At 39.6% G+C, this 15,867-nt stretch carries 14 protein-coding genes and 1 riboswitch; of the genes, 8 read left to right on the forward strand and 6 right to left on the reverse strand.

Annotated features, from left to right (window positions below; all coding sequences use genetic code 11):
• Nucleotides 1-13 precede the first annotated feature (13 nt).
• Complete coding sequence (gene coaD / locus AAGD16_RS03980; protein ID WP_024601870.1) at nt 14-505, reverse strand: pantetheine-phosphate adenylyltransferase; 492 nt, start codon at nt 503-505, stop codon at nt 14-16.
• 178 nt (nt 506-683) lie between these two features.
• On the opposite strand from coaD, the gene AAGD16_RS03985 reads away from it, so the two are divergent.
• Together AAGD16_RS03985 and thiI are read left to right on the forward strand one after the other, a co-directional pair.
• The gene (locus tag AAGD16_RS03985) at nt 684-1,337 is read left to right on the forward strand and encodes a TetR/AcrR family transcriptional regulator (RefSeq protein ID WP_013464311.1); all 654 of its coding nucleotides are present in this window, start codon (nt 684-686) and stop codon (nt 1,335-1,337) included.
• Between the two features lie 100 nt (nt 1,338-1,437).
• The gene (gene thiI, locus AAGD16_RS03990; protein WP_013464312.1) at nt 1,438-2,895 is read left to right on the forward strand and encodes a tRNA uracil 4-sulfurtransferase ThiI; all 1,458 of its coding nucleotides are present in this window, start codon (nt 1,438-1,440) and stop codon (nt 2,893-2,895) included.
• Between the two features lie 291 nt (nt 2,896-3,186).
• On the opposite strand, the gene AAGD16_RS03995 is transcribed toward thiI, so the two are convergent.
• Nucleotides 3,187-4,089, reverse strand: a complete 903-nt coding sequence (locus AAGD16_RS03995; RefSeq protein ID WP_013464313.1) for a ketopantoate reductase family protein — start codon at nt 4,087-4,089, stop codon at nt 3,187-3,189.
• Nucleotides 4,082-4,432: a VanZ family protein gene (locus AAGD16_RS04000; protein ID WP_008466003.1), complete on the reverse strand. Its 351-nt coding sequence runs from the start codon at nt 4,430-4,432 to the stop codon at nt 4,082-4,084. Before AAGD16_RS04000 ends, AAGD16_RS03995 begins: the two co-directional genes overlap by 8 nt.
• Nucleotides 4,433-4,583: 151 nt before the next feature.
• Between AAGD16_RS04000 and AAGD16_RS04005 the strand changes: the two genes are divergently transcribed.
• Together AAGD16_RS04005 and AAGD16_RS04010 are read left to right on the forward strand one after the other, a co-directional pair.
• Nucleotides 4,584-5,066 (forward strand): YajQ family cyclic di-GMP-binding protein, encoded by a 483-nt coding sequence (locus AAGD16_RS04005; protein ID WP_013464315.1) that lies wholly within the window; start codon nt 4,584-4,586, stop codon nt 5,064-5,066.
• A 232-nt stretch (nt 5,067-5,298) separates the two neighbouring features.
• Nucleotides 5,299-5,464: riboswitch (cobalamin riboswitch) on the forward strand.
• Nucleotides 5,465-5,500: 36 nt separating this feature from the next.
• Nucleotides 5,501-7,351: a TonB-dependent receptor domain-containing protein gene (locus AAGD16_RS04010; protein ID WP_138765097.1), complete on the forward strand. Its 1,851-nt coding sequence runs from the start codon at nt 5,501-5,503 to the stop codon at nt 7,349-7,351.
• Between the two features lie 66 nt (nt 7,352-7,417).
• Here AAGD16_RS04010 and msrA read toward each other — a convergent pair whose 3' ends face one another.
• The 3 genes from msrA to AAGD16_RS04025 form a co-directional block, all read right to left on the reverse strand.
• On the reverse strand, nt 7,418-7,954 hold the full coding sequence (gene msrA, locus AAGD16_RS04015) for a peptide-methionine (S)-S-oxide reductase MsrA (RefSeq protein WP_013464317.1): 537 nt from the start codon (nt 7,952-7,954) through the stop codon (nt 7,418-7,420).
• A gap of 76 nt (nt 7,955-8,030) precedes the next feature.
• Nucleotides 8,031-11,129, reverse strand: a complete 3,099-nt coding sequence (locus tag AAGD16_RS04020; RefSeq protein WP_013464318.1) for an efflux RND transporter permease subunit — start codon at nt 11,127-11,129, stop codon at nt 8,031-8,033.
• Nucleotides 11,130-11,132: 3 nt separating this feature from the next.
• On the reverse strand, nt 11,133-12,185 hold the full coding sequence (locus tag AAGD16_RS04025) for an efflux RND transporter periplasmic adaptor subunit (RefSeq protein ID WP_008465994.1): 1,053 nt from the start codon (nt 12,183-12,185) through the stop codon (nt 11,133-11,135).
• Between the two features lie 247 nt (nt 12,186-12,432).
• Here AAGD16_RS04025 and AAGD16_RS04030 point away from each other — a divergent pair, with 247 nt between their 5' ends.
• The 4 genes from AAGD16_RS04030 to AAGD16_RS04045 all read left to right on the forward strand — a co-directional run bounded on the left by AAGD16_RS04030 (nt 12,433) and on the right by AAGD16_RS04045 (nt 15,744).
• Nucleotides 12,433-13,137, forward strand: a complete 705-nt coding sequence (locus AAGD16_RS04030) for a DUF2982 domain-containing protein (protein WP_036956773.1) — start codon at nt 12,433-12,435, stop codon at nt 13,135-13,137.
• Nucleotides 13,138-13,172: 35 nt separating this feature from the next.
• The gene (locus AAGD16_RS04035) at nt 13,173-13,505 is read left to right on the forward strand and encodes a hypothetical protein (protein WP_013464320.1); all 333 of its coding nucleotides are present in this window, start codon (nt 13,173-13,175) and stop codon (nt 13,503-13,505) included.
• A gap of 66 nt (nt 13,506-13,571) precedes the next feature.
• Nucleotides 13,572-15,218, forward strand: coding sequence for a DUF1566 domain-containing protein (locus tag AAGD16_RS04040; RefSeq protein WP_377113786.1), 1,647 nt, complete (start codon nt 13,572-13,574; stop codon nt 15,216-15,218).
• A 10-nt stretch (nt 15,219-15,228) separates the two neighbouring features.
• The gene (locus AAGD16_RS04045) at nt 15,229-15,744 is read left to right on the forward strand and encodes a DUF1566 domain-containing protein (RefSeq protein ID WP_013464322.1); all 516 of its coding nucleotides are present in this window, start codon (nt 15,229-15,231) and stop codon (nt 15,742-15,744) included.
• The last annotated feature ends 123 nt before the right edge of the window (nt 15,745-15,867 follow it).

Here is a 15,867-nt window from a genome sequence, read left to right on the forward strand (position 1 = left end):
CTGAAAAAATTATTTAATGCTTAGTTTTCCCAAGCCTTGATTGCAGGGCTTTCATTACTATGGTATCAACAAACTCACTCACATCCCCGTTATGGCGTGCTACTTCTTTTACTAGTGTTGATGATATAAAAGTATTGCGCTCGGCGGGCGTTAAAAATACGCTTTCTAAATCAGGGTTTAAACGGCGGTTCATATTCGCGAGCTGAAACTCGTAGTCAAAATCAGAAACCGCTCTTATGCCTCTGATCAGTACATTAGCATTATGGTCACGGGCTAAATCGGCGAGTAGCCCTGAAAAGCCAATGACTTTTACATTATCTAAATGGCTTAAAATCTCATTTGCTAAATCAACGCGCTCTTCTAAAGTAAAACACGGTTTTTTACTTGGGTTATGAGCAATAGCCACAATAACGGTATCGAACATTTTAGCCGCACGCTGAATTAAATCAGTGTGGCCGTTGGTAAGAGGGTCAAATGTGCCTGGGTAGATTGCGGTCACTTTCATAATATTTACTGTGTTATTATTTTTAGCCGTAGTGTAGCAGTGTTTAGTGTGCAAAGCAGCCTTGTGAGTAAATTGTATATAACTGCAGCTGCGCAGTGTTACAAATGCAATGATTTGTTTATACTAGGCGGATTATTTTAATGCAGCATCGTATTTTCGAAAATTGAGTAATGAGTATATGAATACCAAGGATAAAATAATTCAAACCAGTATTTCATTGTTTAATGAACATGGTGAAAGAGCAATATCTACTAATCATATCGCATCGAGTTTAGGTATGAGTCCGGGTAATCTGTACTACCACTTTAAAAATAAAGAAGACATTATTCGCCATATATTTGCACTTTATCGTGACCATTTAAGTACTCATTTTAAGCCGGTCGATCAAGGCGACGATGCTTTTGAACACCTAGGTCCTTATTTAGATTCGCTATTTGAATTGATGTGGCGCTATCATTTTTTTTACGACAACCTTGGCGATATTCTCGCTCGCGATAGTCATTTAAAACAGGGTTACATTGATTTTCAGCAAGAGTTACTTGAGCAGGTGCGTAACATCATTTTGGCCTTACGCGACAGCGAAATTATTGCTATTGATGAACAAGATGCTATCGAACTTGCTCATACGTTAAAATTAACGGTCAGCTTTTGGACACCCTATATGAAAGCAAGAAGGCTTAGTGGTGTGCTGGTTGAGCAAGATATTTACCCTGGTATTGTAAAAGTACTGACTTTATTTAAAGCCTACAGCACCGAAAAAAGCGCAAATAAAATTAATCAGTTAAGAGACAAGTACGCACTTTTAGCAAATGCTGCTCCCCAGAATCCTTAAGCCCGTTAAGTTGGTTAGTTCCTAGGCGCTAAATTTTTTGCTATAATCCGCCGCGCCCAATACCTGGGTGCGCGAATTCCCGCAGTCTAAGAGTTAAACTATGCTTAAATTTATCGTCAAACTTCACCCTGAAATAGCCATTAAAAGCCGTTCAGTCCGTAAACGCTTTACTAAAGTGTTAGAAAATAACATTAAAATTGTATTGCGTCGTGTTGACGAAAAAGTACAGGTACGTAATAACTGGGATAACATTTCAGTTGTAACAAAACTTGACGATGCTCAAACTCGCCTTGATTTTATCGACAGCTTACAACGTATACCTGGCATCGTGCAGTTTATTGAAGTGACTGAAACAGACTTTAAAACGATTGATGACATTTATCAAAAAACTATTGAGCTAGTTGGTCACACTATTATTGGTAAAACCTTTTGTGTCCGTGCTAAGCGCATAGGTCAACATGATTTTACTTCAACTGAGCTAGAGCGTTACGTTGGTGGCGGGCTTAATCAACATGTTGAAGGGGCTCGAGTAAAGCTAAGTCGCCCAGAAGTAACGATTCGTTTAGAAATTAAAGACGAAAAAGCCTACATAGTAACGCAAACGCATTTAGGAATGGCGGGCTTTCCACTGCCAACACAAGACGATGTATTATCGCTTATGTCTGGTGGGTTTGATTCTGGCGTTGCCAGTTATCAAATGATCCGTAAAGGTGCTCGCACGCACTTTTTATTCTTTAATTTAGGTGGCGCTGCTCATGAAATTGGGGTTAAACAAGCGAGTTACTATCTATGGAAACAATACAGCTCTACTCACAAAGTTAAGTTTATTACTGTTGATTTTGAGCCAGTGGTTGCTGAAATCTTAGAAAACGTTGAGAACAGCCAAATGGGCGTTGTCCTTAAACGTATGATGATGCGAGCGGGTAGTGCCGTCGCTGAAAAACTAAATATTCAAGCATTGGTTACGGGTGAAAGTATAGGTCAGGTGTCTAGTCAAACCTTAGCTAACTTAAGTGTGATTGACCGCGTAACCGAAACGCTCATTTTACGCCCACTTATCCAACATGATAAGCAAGAAATCATCAATATAGCGCGCCAAATAGGCACTGCAGAAATGGCAGAGACGATGCCTGAATACTGCGGTGTGATCTCTAAAAAGCCGACAGTTAAAGCCAAAATTGAAGTGATTAAAGCAGAAGAAGAAAAGTTTGACTTTGATGTGTTAGATACCGTTATTGATAACGCCCGTGTTATGGATGTGCGCGATATTGATGTTGAGGCTAAGCAAGAGCTTAAAGAGGCAGAATCAGTTACAGAGTTACCTGAAGGAGCGGTTGTTGTTGATATTCGCTCGCCTGAAGAAGAAGATGCGGCGCCGCTGGAAATTGAAGGTATTGAAGTTATCCACTTACCGTTTTTCCGCTTAGCAACAAAGTTTGGCGATTTACCTAAAGGCAAAGATTATTACTTATATTGCCAAAAAGGAGTAATGAGCCAATTACAAGCGCTTATTCTTCACGAAGAAGGCTTTAACACCGTAAAAGTATATCGTCCTTGATGGCTTAAGATATTGGGTCTGTTGACCTTTGCGGATTATAATTTGTTCAAACTAGGGGCGGTTTAATCGCGGCGCGAGGTTTGTAACCTAGTGGGCTAAGTAAAAATCGAGCAACAAAGAGTAAATCGCCCCTAGGCAGAACCCTTCGGGCAGCGCCTGTTTGGCATTGATGCTGCGTTATCGCCTATTTATGGGGAATAACCACACCACATAGGCTCTGCCTTACCTAAATACCAAACAGACTGCTGCAAATTTAACCTTGAAAGGTCAACAGACCCTAAATGCGCGGATTTATTCCGCGCTTTTTTTTGCCAAAATTTCAGCAAGTAAGGCGTCATTATAAGGTGTTGCAATATGGTGTAGTTTTCCTTGCTCACTTATATAGCCACAAATAGCCATGATCTCTGTTTGTCTATTGTGCATTACATCTTGATGCATCGAAGAGTAATTTTCGGCAGTTAAACTCATTACTTTGTAAGCCCGCTCTAGGGCATCTATAAGCTTAATATTGAGTTTTAGCGCGGTTGCAATGTGGCACGCCTCAGCTAATAAATTAATAATTGCACTACTGTATTGCGGTGCACGTAACTGACCATTTTTTATATTGTGGTGAGCGGTTAATGGATTTATTGCAATATTAACCAGTAGCTTTTCAAACCGTAGTTGTTCAATATTGTTACTGACAATTAACTGCGGAATAGTGTGTAATTGCGCACTAAGCTGTTGAATATTTTGAATAGCTAGTTGATTATAGCCCCCTAATACACTTTGCCCGTTTCCGGTATGCTGCACAATATTAGGGTTTGACTTAAATCCAGCTATGCTGGTGGTTAAAAAGTACAACGACTGCTGCTTTGTTAGTTGTTCATTTAATTGTTCAACATTACCCATGCCATTATGACTCAGTATAATATGGGTATTATTGCCTAGATAAGGTTTTACTTGAGCATAGGCTTGTTGCACTGCAAACGCTTTTACCGTGAATAAAACAATATCAAATTCAGGAGTTTGAGATAACTGCTCTTGTGAGATAAAAGTGGCGTTAATTTTTTCAGACGCAGCGTTACTGTGACTGTAAAAGCGAGTATTAACTGTGCCTTTTCGAGTAAGTATATATATAGCGTGATGCTTGGCTAAAAAATGGCTAAATAACAAGCCAATAGCGCCATCACCTACAACAAGTATGTTAGCCATAATGCTTCTTTTTACGCAGTGTTAACAGGGCTTTAGCTAAAAAGTAGCTCGCTGCACCAATAAAATCGGCAACAAAATCGGCCAGTGATGCTTGTCTGTAAGGAAGGCTATCTTGCATAATTTCTATTGCTGCACCGTAACCAGCGAGTAATAGTATTTGTGCATATAATGGGAGTTTAAACGCTTTATCCATAATAATGGCAAGTAAAAAGAAGATACCAAAATGCGCTACTTTATCAACATGCGGAAATAAGTTTGCCGCGCCCTTTACCTCTTTAGCAAATAAGAAGGTAAACGCAACAATACTAATTAAAAAAATTGCTTGGTAAACACGCCTTGTCACGAAAATTCCTAAAATCGTATAAAAAAGAAGCCTCAGTATATCAAACTAATTTAGTATCGCACCTGAACAAAATGCAGAAAAATGTAAAGATTTATCATTTTAACGTTATAATTGCGGCATAAAATTAAGATTAGATAGTTAGGAGAACGCTATGCCTTCATTTGATATTGTATCTGAAGTAGAAATGAACGAAGCAAAAAATGCGGTTGATAACGCCAACCGTGAACTAGAAACGCGATTTGATTTTAGAGGCGTTGATGCATCAATAGAGCTAAACGATAAAACAATTAAATTAAAAGCTGAAGCAGATGCTCAGGTAATGCAGTTATTTGATATTTTAGCGAGTAAAATCTCTAAACGTGGGATGGATGTTGCAAGCTTAGAGCTACAAGATATTTCTCGTGCGGGCAAAAATGTTTTTCGTAACGTTGCACTTAAACAGGGTATCGAAAAAGACATGGCTAAAAAAGTAGTAAAAGCCATCAAAGACTCTAAAGTAAAAGTACAAGCGGCCATTCAAGGTGAAGAAGTTCGCGTAACAGGTAAAAAGCGTGATGACTTACAAGCGGCTATGCAAGTTGTACGCACGGCAGATTTAGGTCAACCATTTCAGTTTAAAAACTTCCGCGATTAATTTATTGCCTCGAGCATGGCTGTATAGGTGCTGAGCTCAAAGGAATGCGTATAAAGCCAAACAAGTTATATTGTTTGGCTTTTTATTTTTGGAACTATGATAATTACCGAACCCCGAACCCCGAACCCCGAACCCCGAACCCTGAATCTTGAATCTTTGGATTTTTAGATGTTTAGACGTCCGTTGACTTTTTTTAGTAAACAGATAACAATAGCAGCCTATTTTCAAGGTGCTTGCTAAACACTTCAATGGTGTGATTTTTTTAGTAGGATAATCGGGAAGTTGGTGCGTTTTCATTGATGAAGTCAATCCCAACACTGCCCCCGCAACGGTAAAGTTATGCTGTATTAAATTATGGTAACTGAGTCCGGAGACCGGCCTTGATTTAATCTTACTTACTAACATCTTTGCGGTGGGCAAAGATAGGGGACATGATGTTAAATAAAACCGCACTGGGTGTGGCCATTTCGGCTGTACTATCTATTTCTGTATCTGCTGCAGAACAATCAATCGAAACAATAACAGTAACCGCTAATAAATTTGAACAACCTATAAATGATGTATTAGCAAGTGTGGCAGTTATCGACCGCGCAGATATTGAAAAAGCGAATTATCGAGACTTACCTGCAATATTAAATACCATAGCTGGGATAGATATTGTCCGTAACGGCGGTTTAGGTCAAAAGGCAGATATATTTGTTCGCGGGGCCAGCGCTAAATATACCTTAGTACTGGTTGATGGTGTAAGAGTGAGCGATGCAAGTTCAGGTAGTGTGTCACTGACGAATATTCCAGTTAACAGTATCGAGCGTGTTGAAGTTATTAAAGGGGCAAGAGCTGCTATTTATGGCTCTGATGCGGTAGCCGGAGTAATTAATATTATCACCCGTAAAGCCTCAAATAACTCGCTTTCGGCTACTTTAGGCAGCCATAGCTACAGTAATTATCAGCTTGCTGGTGGGCTTGTAAAAGAGGCGCTTAGCTTTAATTATAATTTAGGCTACGAAGAGACGGATGGTTTTGATGTTACTGGCAAAGATCCAGCGGCTGAGTACACAAAAGATCATGATGATGATGGCTACAAAAATAAAAACATTGGCTTTAATTTAGCTTATGAGCTTGCTGAACTAGGCCAATTGAGCCTGCAATCTCAGTATAGCGAAGGCGAAGCACAATATGATAATGCATGGGGTAACGATGCCTACGACTTTGAAAATTACACCGCTAAGCTAGGCTGGAACAAAGCCTCAGATATATATAGCCAAAGTACTTCGGTGAGCGTTTCGCAAGAAGAAAATACCCAAACAGGTACCGATGTGCAGCAAGTGTATAGCACAGAGCGTGTTGAGTTTGAATATCGAGGGCTTTATACCCTTACTGAAGAACTTGATATATCGGGTGGCTTTAATTATTTATCTGAGGATTTATCAAACTCGTCAGCAACGTCATCAGAAGAAAAACGCGATAATAAGGCGTTGTTTATAGGCGCGTTTTATAGCCATAACAAATGGTTAGCAAATGCGGTTGTTAGAACCGATGATTATGACTTCCATGGCCGTGCAAACACTTACAGTACAGGACTTGGTTACAAAGCAAATAACTATGTAACACTACGTTTAAATCACGGTACTGCATTTAGAGCTCCTTCGTTAATCAATGCGTTTGTGACTAACAGCCCGTACTATTTACCAAACAATAATATTAAACCTGAAGAAGCCTTAAATAATGAGCTTGGTATAACTTTAGAAACCCAATGGGGCCGTTATGATATTGCTATTTTCGATAACCGTATCAATAATTTGATTAGTAATAATTATGATGCAGACTCAGGTAAATATATTGCCACTAACATAGATAAAGTATCTATGCAGGGATTTGAGCTGTCGGCAGAGTTTTCAGCGCTAGGCTTTGAACACTCGGTTAATTTTAGCTTTTTAGACGCTACAGATGAAAAAACGAATACCGATTTACCACGTAGACCTTCTGAATCGTTTAATTATCAACTCGCTAAAACATGGGGTGATTTTGATGCCAGCTTGGATATGCAATATCGCTCATCGCGTCCTTCGATTGCGTATTATGACTCGGAGCTCGCTGCTTATACGGTATTTAATATAGCAGCCAATTACCAGTTGCTAGATAATTTGTCGTTAGCTGCTCGAATAGAGAATATTACTGATAAAGAATATTTTACTGCTGCGACGGGCTTTGCTGCCAGTGGTAAGCTATTAGGTTATAACAGCGCAGGAAGAACTTTCTTTGTAGGGGCAAATTATCAGTTTTAGTCACTTATCCTAGTTGCCAAGGAACAAATAGCCCAGCTTATTGCTGGGCTATTTATTAAAAGCACTTTATTCCGATAAAAACTCGCTAAATTCGGTTTCAAACTTATGTAATTTGGGTGCAATTAAAATACTGCAATAGCCCTGCTCAGGATTTTCATTGTAATAGTCCTGATGGTAGTGCTCTGCGGGGTAAAAAGTGGTTGCTGGGCTCACCTCAGTCACTATAGGTTCGCTAACATGACTTTGCAGCTCTGCAATAACTGCCTGTGTTTGTACTTGTTGTTGCTCATTATGATAATACACAACGCTGCGGTATTGAGTGCCTATATCGTTACCTTGGCGATTTAGTTGTGTGGCATCGTGTAGGGTAAAAAACATCGCGAGTAAGGTTTCAAAGCTGATAACACTGGCATCAAATTCAACCTTAATTACCTCTGCATGGCCACTGTTACCAGTGCAAATAGTTTTGTAAGTTGGGTTATCAGTATGTCCACCAGTATAACCAGAGCAAACACTGAGTACACCTTTTACACGCCTAAATGCTGCATCAATACACCAAAAACAGCCGCCGCCGAGTGTTGCTACTTGTGTGGTCGAACTCATAAGTACTTCCTCAATTGTTAGGGATATGTGCACTGAATAAAGCGCCGTAACATCTAGTTACGACGCTCTGAGTAACTTAGATCTCTTTAAGCGGTTTTTCAGCGGCTTGCTTATCAAGTTTTTGTTGTAAAAACTCAGGTGATTGTGTATTTCGCGCTAGTGCGTAATAAGCGGCTGGCACCACAAACAGAGTTAGTATGGTTGCCACCGTTACGCCAGTAAATACCACCACACCAATTACCATTCTACTTTCCGAGCCTGGACCGGAAGCCAACACCAAAGGTACGGCACTCATAACCGTTGTTAGGGAAGTCATAATAATAGGGCGTAAACGCTGTGTAGCCGCTTGTAAAATGGCCTCACTAAATTCTACGCCTTTATCACGTAACTGGTTGGTAAATTCAACAATCAGTATACCGTTTTTAGCACTTAACCCAATGAGCATAACAATACCTATTTGGCTGTATATATTAAGCGTTAACCCCATACTCCACAGCCCAAACATGGCACCCATTAAACCAAGTGGCACAGTTAACATAATAACAAATGGATGCATAAAACTTTCAAACTGAGCTGCCAGTACTAAAAAGGTCACGGTTAATGCCAGCACAAACACATAGGTCATGGCTGAGGCACCTTCATAAAACAATTGCGACTCACCTTTATAGTCAATGGCACCATCAATGTCGTTTTCCTCTGTGGCAACCTTGTTTAAAAAGTTTAGTGCTTGTTCTAGCGTGTAACCATCTGCGAGGTTGGCACTTAAAGTAATTGCACGCATTCGGTTATAGCGGTTTAAACGCGAGGCGGTGGCTTCTTCTTTTAAGCTAATAAGGCTATCAAGAGGAACAAGTTCTCCGCTACGTGATTTTAGGTAAATATTTGAAATATCAGTCGGGTTGGCAAAGTCTTGTTTTGTGCCCTTTAAAATTACATCGTATTCTTCACCGCGGTCAATAAAGGTGGTTACACGGCGTTGGCCAAGCATGGTTTCAAGTGTACGACCCACATCAGAGACTGATACGCCTAAATCAGCGGCTTTATTTTTATCAATACTGACTAAAAACTGAGGGAAGGTTTCTTTATAATCATGATCAATACGCACTAATCCAGGGTTTTTCTCAGCGCGTTTAATAATTCTATCTCGCCAATCGGCAAGTTGAGCATAATCATTACCTTGCAAAACAAATTCAATAGGGCGAGATGAACCACCTCCGCCAATACCACGGCGCATAATAGCAAATGCACGAACGTCGGTGACCTCTTGCATTTTGCCGCTTATTTCATCCATGACTTCCCATGTTGAGCGTTTGCGCTTATCCCAGTCAGCCATGCCAACAATAGCCACGCCGCCACTGCCACCCCAGCCTGGGACTCGAACAAGCACTCGACTTAGTTCGCCAGATTCAGAATAAGGCATCAAGCGCTCTTCAATTTTTGCCATATTAGCTGCGTTATTTTCATAACTTGCCCCTTCAGGGCCATTCATAAGCACAAAGAAGGTGCCACGATCTTCTTTTGGCGTGAGCTCTGAAGGTATTTGTAAAAATAATGAATAACTAACAAACCCAGCCAAAACTAAGCTCAGCATTAAGCCCCATTTACGGGTCATGTTTGACGCTAAAGCGTTACGGTATCCATTTTCTAATTTAGTAAAAAAACGGTCCATAACTTGGCTAAACTTACTTTCTTTTTCAGAGGCCTTTAACACTTTTGAACACAGCGCCGGAGAGAGTGTCAACGCAGTGATACTAGAGAAAAACACGGCAGCACTTACTGCCATAGCAAACTCTGTAAATAGTGCGCCAATTCGTCCTTCCATAAACACTAATGGTACAAACACGGATATAAGCACTAAGGTGGTGGCTATAATTGCAAAGCCCACCTCACGTGCGCCGCGATAAGCTGCCAATAAAGGCGGTTCACCAAGTTCAATACGGCGGTGAATATTCTCTAGCATTACAATGGCATCATCGACCACTAAGCCTATTGCTAACACCAGTGCTAGTAGAGTTAATAAGTTAATTGAATAACCCATTGCTAATAAAAACATGAAACTACTGACTAGGGCGACCGGTACTGTGACCGCGGGAATAAGAGTGGCGCGAATGTTACCTAAAAATATAAAGATAATAAGCACGACTAACCCCATAGAAATTGCTAAAGTTTTATAAACCTCATTAATTGACTCTTTAATAAATACCGAAGAATCATAACTGTCTTCTATGGTGGTGCCTTCAGGTAAATTACGTTTTATTTTTTCCAGTTCACTGCGGGCGTTATCAACCACAGTTAGGGTATTGGCTTTGGCTTGTTTAACAATACCCATACCAATCATATTACGGCCATTACCTCGGAATAAACTTTCATCATCGGCGGCTTCTAGTTTTACGTCAGCCACTTCGCCTAGACGCACTAAATAACCATCTTCACCTCGTTTAATAACTAGGTTTTGAAAATCACGTTGGTTTTTATAGCTGCGGGCAGTGCGAACGGTAAAATCACGATCAACTGATTCAATTTCACCGGCCGGAAGTTCTACATTTTCACTACGCAGTGTTTGCTCAATATCACTGGAGGTAATACCACGGGCGGCCATCGCTTGGCGGTTAAGCCATACTTTCATGGCATACTTTCGCTCCCCCCCAATGCGCACATTCGATACGCCATCAACAACGGCTAATCGATCTACAATAAAACGCTGTGCATAATCAGAAAGTTGCAATGAATCCATGGTTTCGCTGTTAAGTACAAACCACGCGATAGGGCTTTCGTCACTATTTGATTTTGATACTTCAGGAGGACGTACTTGTTCGGGTAGGCTATCAAGTGCACGCGCTACACGTTCACGCACATCGTTGGAGGCATCGTCTATGTCACGGCTAATATTAAACTCAATGGTAATGTTTGAGCGGCCATTACGACTCGATGAGTTAATACTTTTAATACCTTCAATGCCCGAAATACGGTTTTCAATAACTTGCGTTATTTTTGTTTCAATAATTTCGGCAGATGCACCGGTATATTCAGTACTAATATTTACAATTGGTGTTTCAATATCTGGATACTCTCGCAAAGGCAACATGCTAAAAGCAACTAAGCCAAATGTGAGTAACAGTAAGTTAATAACAATCGCAAAAACGGGGCGTTTGACGCTAGTATCGGTAATTTTCACGTGCTACCCCTTAACGCTTACTTTACTACCTGAGCGAATTTTAATTATTCCCTCGGTAACAATTTGCTCGCCATTACTTAACCCTTTGTCTATCGCAACCCAGCCATTATTTCTACTTGCAACATGTACTTCTTTACGGTTTGCTATGCCATCTTCAATTTGAAAAACGTAATGCTTATCTTGCAGAGGAATAATGGCCTTTTCAGGCACCATCAGCGCTTGGTTACTGCTTAGCTCTAGTGCAGTTTTAAGCAACATACCTGGGCGAAGTAAACCTGATTTATTAGCAAAACTTGCTGTTACTTCTACACTGCGAGTGATTGAGTCGATACGTGAGCTTATATGGGTTACTTTACCGCTGAAGGTTTGATCAGGGTAAGCATCGTTTTGAGTGCGAACAATCATGCCGTTTTTCAGTTGAGCTAAATACTTTTCAGGCACTTTAAAATCAACTTTTATAATACTAATGTCATCGAGGGTTGTGATCACAGTACTATTATTAATATACGCACCCACCGATATTTCGCGTTTCCCCAGTAACCCAGAAAAAGGCGCGGTGATGGCCATTTCATTGAGTTTGGTTTTAGCACTTTCAAGTTGTGCTTCGCTGGCATCAACGCGAGCGAGTTGTTCTTCAAGCAATGACTTGGCCGTCGCTTGCGAGCGAGAAAGCTCGGTCAGTCTGGCTAATTGACGTTTTTCTTCTTGTAAATTAATGCTAAGTTCTTTTACTGCAAATTGTTCTTGTTGGTTTTGCAGTTGTACTAATTTTTGTCCTTTGCTGACCAAGTCGCCATCTTCAAAGTAAATGCTAGTGACATAATCGTTTTGGGCGCTTTTAATGTAGATAGCCTGATTAGCACGAGCACTGCCAATGGCTTCAATCATAATTGCGTTTTCTTGCGATCTTACCGTGTGGGCAGAGACTTGCGTTGTCATTGCCGAGTAATTGGCTTGTTCGCCCTGTGATGCGGGAAAATACAAATAAACGCTAAAAATTATTAGTAACGAAATAATAAATGGAAATAAGGCTTTACCTGATTGTTTAGAGTGCATTGTTTTCATACCTGAAAATAGATTATAAGTATTGTACGAAATCAGGACAAAAAAAGGCGGTTATGTATCTCATTAATTTGTGCGTTAAGCGTAAAAATAACTGATACTTAGTCATTGCGCATATTTAACAGTAATAATGGGAGTTAATTGATGAGTTTTAAAACATCATGCAAACGCTGTTTAACGCTGAGAAAGTTAGTATTGTGGGCTATTATTATGTTTATATTTTATATGGCGTTTTTTCAGTATGGCTAATATAAATAAACAAATACTAAAATACCGAGCGCAAGGCGCTAAAAATGGAATTGAAATATTAGTGGTCGGCAGCATTGGCTTGATTATTATCATGCTGTTTAATTTATTACGCCCAGGCGAAATAAGTATTATCGAAATTTTTTTAGTAAGTTTATGTATTGCTGCAATTTTAATTGGCTTTTTTAAAACACAAGAACCTTTTTATAGTATTATTTTAACTGAGCAGCAATTAATATATCAGCATAAGTATGGACAATGGCATTTATACCCAGAGAATTTGCACCATTGTGGTATACCTAAGGTTGATAATGGCATTGATTACCTTGAGCTTAATGCGATTGGTATTAAGTTAAATGATATAGATTCATTCTTGTCTGCTTTAGCCCCAAGAATTGCGGGTAAATTGTTGATAGAGCAGCGACATTTCTTTATGCAAGTTGTTCAAAAAAATTGCAAAAATGGGCATTGCCCATCAGAATGGTTAGTTGAAGATAATAAATATAGGTCAAAAAAAGGAATTGACTATAATGGGCTTATAGCAATGTTTGCTAATAGGGCTAAGCATCTTCAGCTTCTAACAGGGTATGACTTACTGTTACCAGCCAGTGTAATAGAAAGTGATATTTGGGAATTTAGCGCAAATTTAAATAAATGGAAGCGCGATCCCTCTCAGTTTATAAAGTCGCAGTGTGAATAATAACATAAGCACTCACTGCGGGATTAGGAATAACTATGAGCCAAGACAGATCTTTCATTAAAAGTGGTCGAAACACCATAATACATAAAGACAGAAAACTAGATTTAGTGATTGTTAATGGTGAGACTCACCCTAAAATTAAAGTAACAGGTAATGGTCTTGAGCCATTTAAAGAAGAACTGCCAAAAAACCGCCGAGATGCAAAAGAGCGTTACCTCGACGTTGTTTATATTACTAGTGCTGATGTATTTAGCGAAGAAAAACAATTGTTGTTTATTCAATCCTTAGATGGCCGCGAATATAAAGTAGATTACAGTAAAGTTGGCACTAAATTATTTGTTCGTATTCATCAAGATAGCTATTTATAATTTATAATGGCATTTTTTTTGCTTAATAGTTTTATTAGATAATTTTAAGACAAAAAGGTGCTGAGTATGAGAGCAATTTCGTTAATACCACTTATGTCATGCTTGCTTTTGGCTGCATGCGGAGGGGGAGGCGGTGCTGATAACAGTGATATAAAAACATCAGTATTTGCAGGTAACGATCTTCAAGTTGTAGAAAAATCAGAGTTTACTATTTCTGCAAAAGGCTCTCCTGCAGATGGTACATTTACTTGGCAGCGTGTAAGTGGCCCTATTATAGATGTGTTTCCGCTTGAAGGGGCTGAACAAACCATTACTGCACCAGATGTAAAGTCTGACAGTGAACTGGTATTAAGAGTTAGCTATCAAACCTCAGATGGCAGTTTAGTGAATGACGACTTGAGTGTTTTCATTGCCTCTAATAATCAGCTTCCTCTTGCTGTTGTTACTCAAGTTGCTCCTGCAAACTTGCCCTCAGTTTATAAGGATACTGTAACCCTTAGTGGTTTAACTTCCACAGACCCCGATGAAAATGGCGAAATTAGCAGTTATTTGTGGCAATTATTGTCAGGGCCGGATTTAACAATTGATAGCTATACCAATCCAACGCTTAGTTTTTCTCATCCATTATTAGAAAATAACACCAACTTAAAATGGCAGCTCACCGTAACAGATGATGAGGGCGGAGTATCTGCATCACAATTTGATATGACCCTTAATAAAACAGCTCAAGTGATTATTGCCGATGCAGGCGCTAATCAAACAGTAGAAGAGTTTGATAAGGTTATCTTAGATGCCACAGCCAGTGAAGCGGCAACTCAATCTTATCAATGTATGTGGCAACAACTTACCGGTAATGCAGAAACCCTGATTGAATCACAGTCATGTACTGCCAGCTTTTTTGCCTCTGATATTGATTTAAATGCAACGCTTAGCTTTGAAGTACAAGTTATGGACTTAAAAGGGCGCACCGACACAGATACCGTATTTATTGATGTAACACCCAAAGCGCTTGGGTTAATAAATGATACAGGAGTAGGAGAGTGTTATAACAATACTCAGCGAATTAATTGTAATAATGATGAATTTCCAGCTCAAGATGCTGATCTTGGGCGCGATAGTTTTGCCAATCGTTTAGGTAAAGTGGGTAAAGGGAATCTGGCTTTTGATTACACCAAACTTAATGAGTTTGCCGATGAGCTTCTCGATGATGCGCAAAACTTTAGCTGTATTCGTGATAATACTACCGGCCTTGTTTGGGAAGTAAAAAGCCCTTATTCCGGGGTGTTACCAAATACCACTTTACGTGATGGGCAAAACCGTTACATTTGGCAAGGTACAGTAAATAGCGGCGATGTAAATGGTAGCGCTAATACCACGTGCCCGAGCAATACTGATTGCGGATTACAAACCTATATTGATGAAGTTAATGCGCTTGATTTTTGTGGTGGTAGTAACTGGCGTTTACCCACTTATACTGAACTTTTAGGTTTAATTGATTACGGTAAACAAGGGCAAAACGTATTGATAGATACTGCATTTTTCCCTAATACACCATCGACTAACAGTGTAGGGCATTTACGCTACTGGACTTCGCAAACGGCTGTTGATGGTGCCAGTTTATCTCAGGCTTACATTATCGATATGATGGATGGCAACGACTTAGCATATCCAAAAGATAATGCCGCTTATGTGCGCTTAGTTAGAAATCGTTAAGGTGATTATTATGAAATTAATTAAAGTCTCTATGTTATTAGCCTTAGGATTAAGTCAGTCACTTGCAGCGCAGCAGTGTTATCAGGAAGTCGCGACTAGCGATGATACCGACCGATTTGTGATTAATATTGATGGCACTGTGTCAGATACTAAAACAGGGCTAATGTGGCAGCGCTGTAACTATGGTCAAGTTTATAATAGCGAAACAACTAGCTGCGATGGCGATACTCAACCATTAAATTGGCAAGCTTCACTTAAAGGCGCACTTAATGACACCACGGCAAATTATAACGACTGGCAAGTGCCGAGTATTAAAGAGTTAGCTAGTATAGTAGATCACCGTTGTACCGATCCAAGTATTAATGCGGGTATTTTTTTAGCAACGCAGTCGCAAAATTATTGGTCTAATACCTCGGGTATTAGCAATATAAACTCGGCATGGGTTTATCAATTCTCCAGTGGTTTAAATAGCTTACATGCTAAAACAAGTAACGTATATTTACGCCTAGTACGCTATGAGAAGTAGTTAATTAATATATTAGCGAATCTAAAAATGCCCTTTTATTTACACTATTTTAATAATAAAGCCTGGTTGTAGTTGTCACTCAGGCTATTTTTTTGCCATTATAGGCCGTGAATTAACGACCAA

It is taken from the genome of Pseudoalteromonas sp. M58 (assembly GCF_042604605.1).
Taxonomy (GTDB): domain Bacteria; phylum Pseudomonadota; class Gammaproteobacteria; order Enterobacterales; family Alteromonadaceae; genus Pseudoalteromonas; species Pseudoalteromonas tetraodonis.

What these genes read in the sequence shown, in the direction of transcription:
- AAGD16_RS04010 (WP_138765097.1), top strand. Translation starts at nt 5,501, where the DNA reads ATGTTAAATAAAACCGCACTGGGTGTGGCCATTTCGGCTGTACTATCT.
- msrA (WP_013464317.1), bottom strand. Translation starts at nt 7,954, where the DNA reads ATGAGTTCGACCACACAAGTAGCAACACTCGGCGGCGGCTGTTTTTGG.
- AAGD16_RS04035 (WP_013464320.1), top strand. Translation starts at nt 13,173, where the DNA reads ATGAGCCAAGACAGATCTTTCATTAAAAGTGGTCGAAACACCATAATA.
- AAGD16_RS04005 (WP_013464315.1), top strand. Translation starts at nt 4,584, where the DNA reads ATGCCTTCATTTGATATTGTATCTGAAGTAGAAATGAACGAAGCAAAA.
- AAGD16_RS04045 (WP_013464322.1), top strand. Translation starts at nt 15,229, where the DNA reads ATGAAATTAATTAAAGTCTCTATGTTATTAGCCTTAGGATTAAGTCAG.
- AAGD16_RS04040 (WP_377113786.1), top strand. Translation starts at nt 13,572, where the DNA reads ATGAGAGCAATTTCGTTAATACCACTTATGTCATGCTTGCTTTTGGCT.
- thiI (WP_013464312.1), top strand. Translation starts at nt 1,438, where the DNA reads ATGCTTAAATTTATCGTCAAACTTCACCCTGAAATAGCCATTAAAAGC.
- coaD (WP_024601870.1), bottom strand. Translation starts at nt 505, where the DNA reads ATGAAAGTGACCGCAATCTACCCAGGCACATTTGACCCTCTTACCAAC.
- AAGD16_RS03985 (WP_013464311.1), top strand. Translation starts at nt 684, where the DNA reads ATGAATACCAAGGATAAAATAATTCAAACCAGTATTTCATTGTTTAAT.
- AAGD16_RS04030 (WP_036956773.1), top strand. Translation starts at nt 12,433, where the DNA reads ATGGCTAATATAAATAAACAAATACTAAAATACCGAGCGCAAGGCGCT.
- AAGD16_RS03995 (WP_013464313.1), bottom strand. Translation starts at nt 4,089, where the DNA reads ATGGCTAACATACTTGTTGTAGGTGATGGCGCTATTGGCTTGTTATTT.
- AAGD16_RS04025 (WP_008465994.1), bottom strand. Translation starts at nt 12,185, where the DNA reads ATGCACTCTAAACAATCAGGTAAAGCCTTATTTCCATTTATTATTTCG.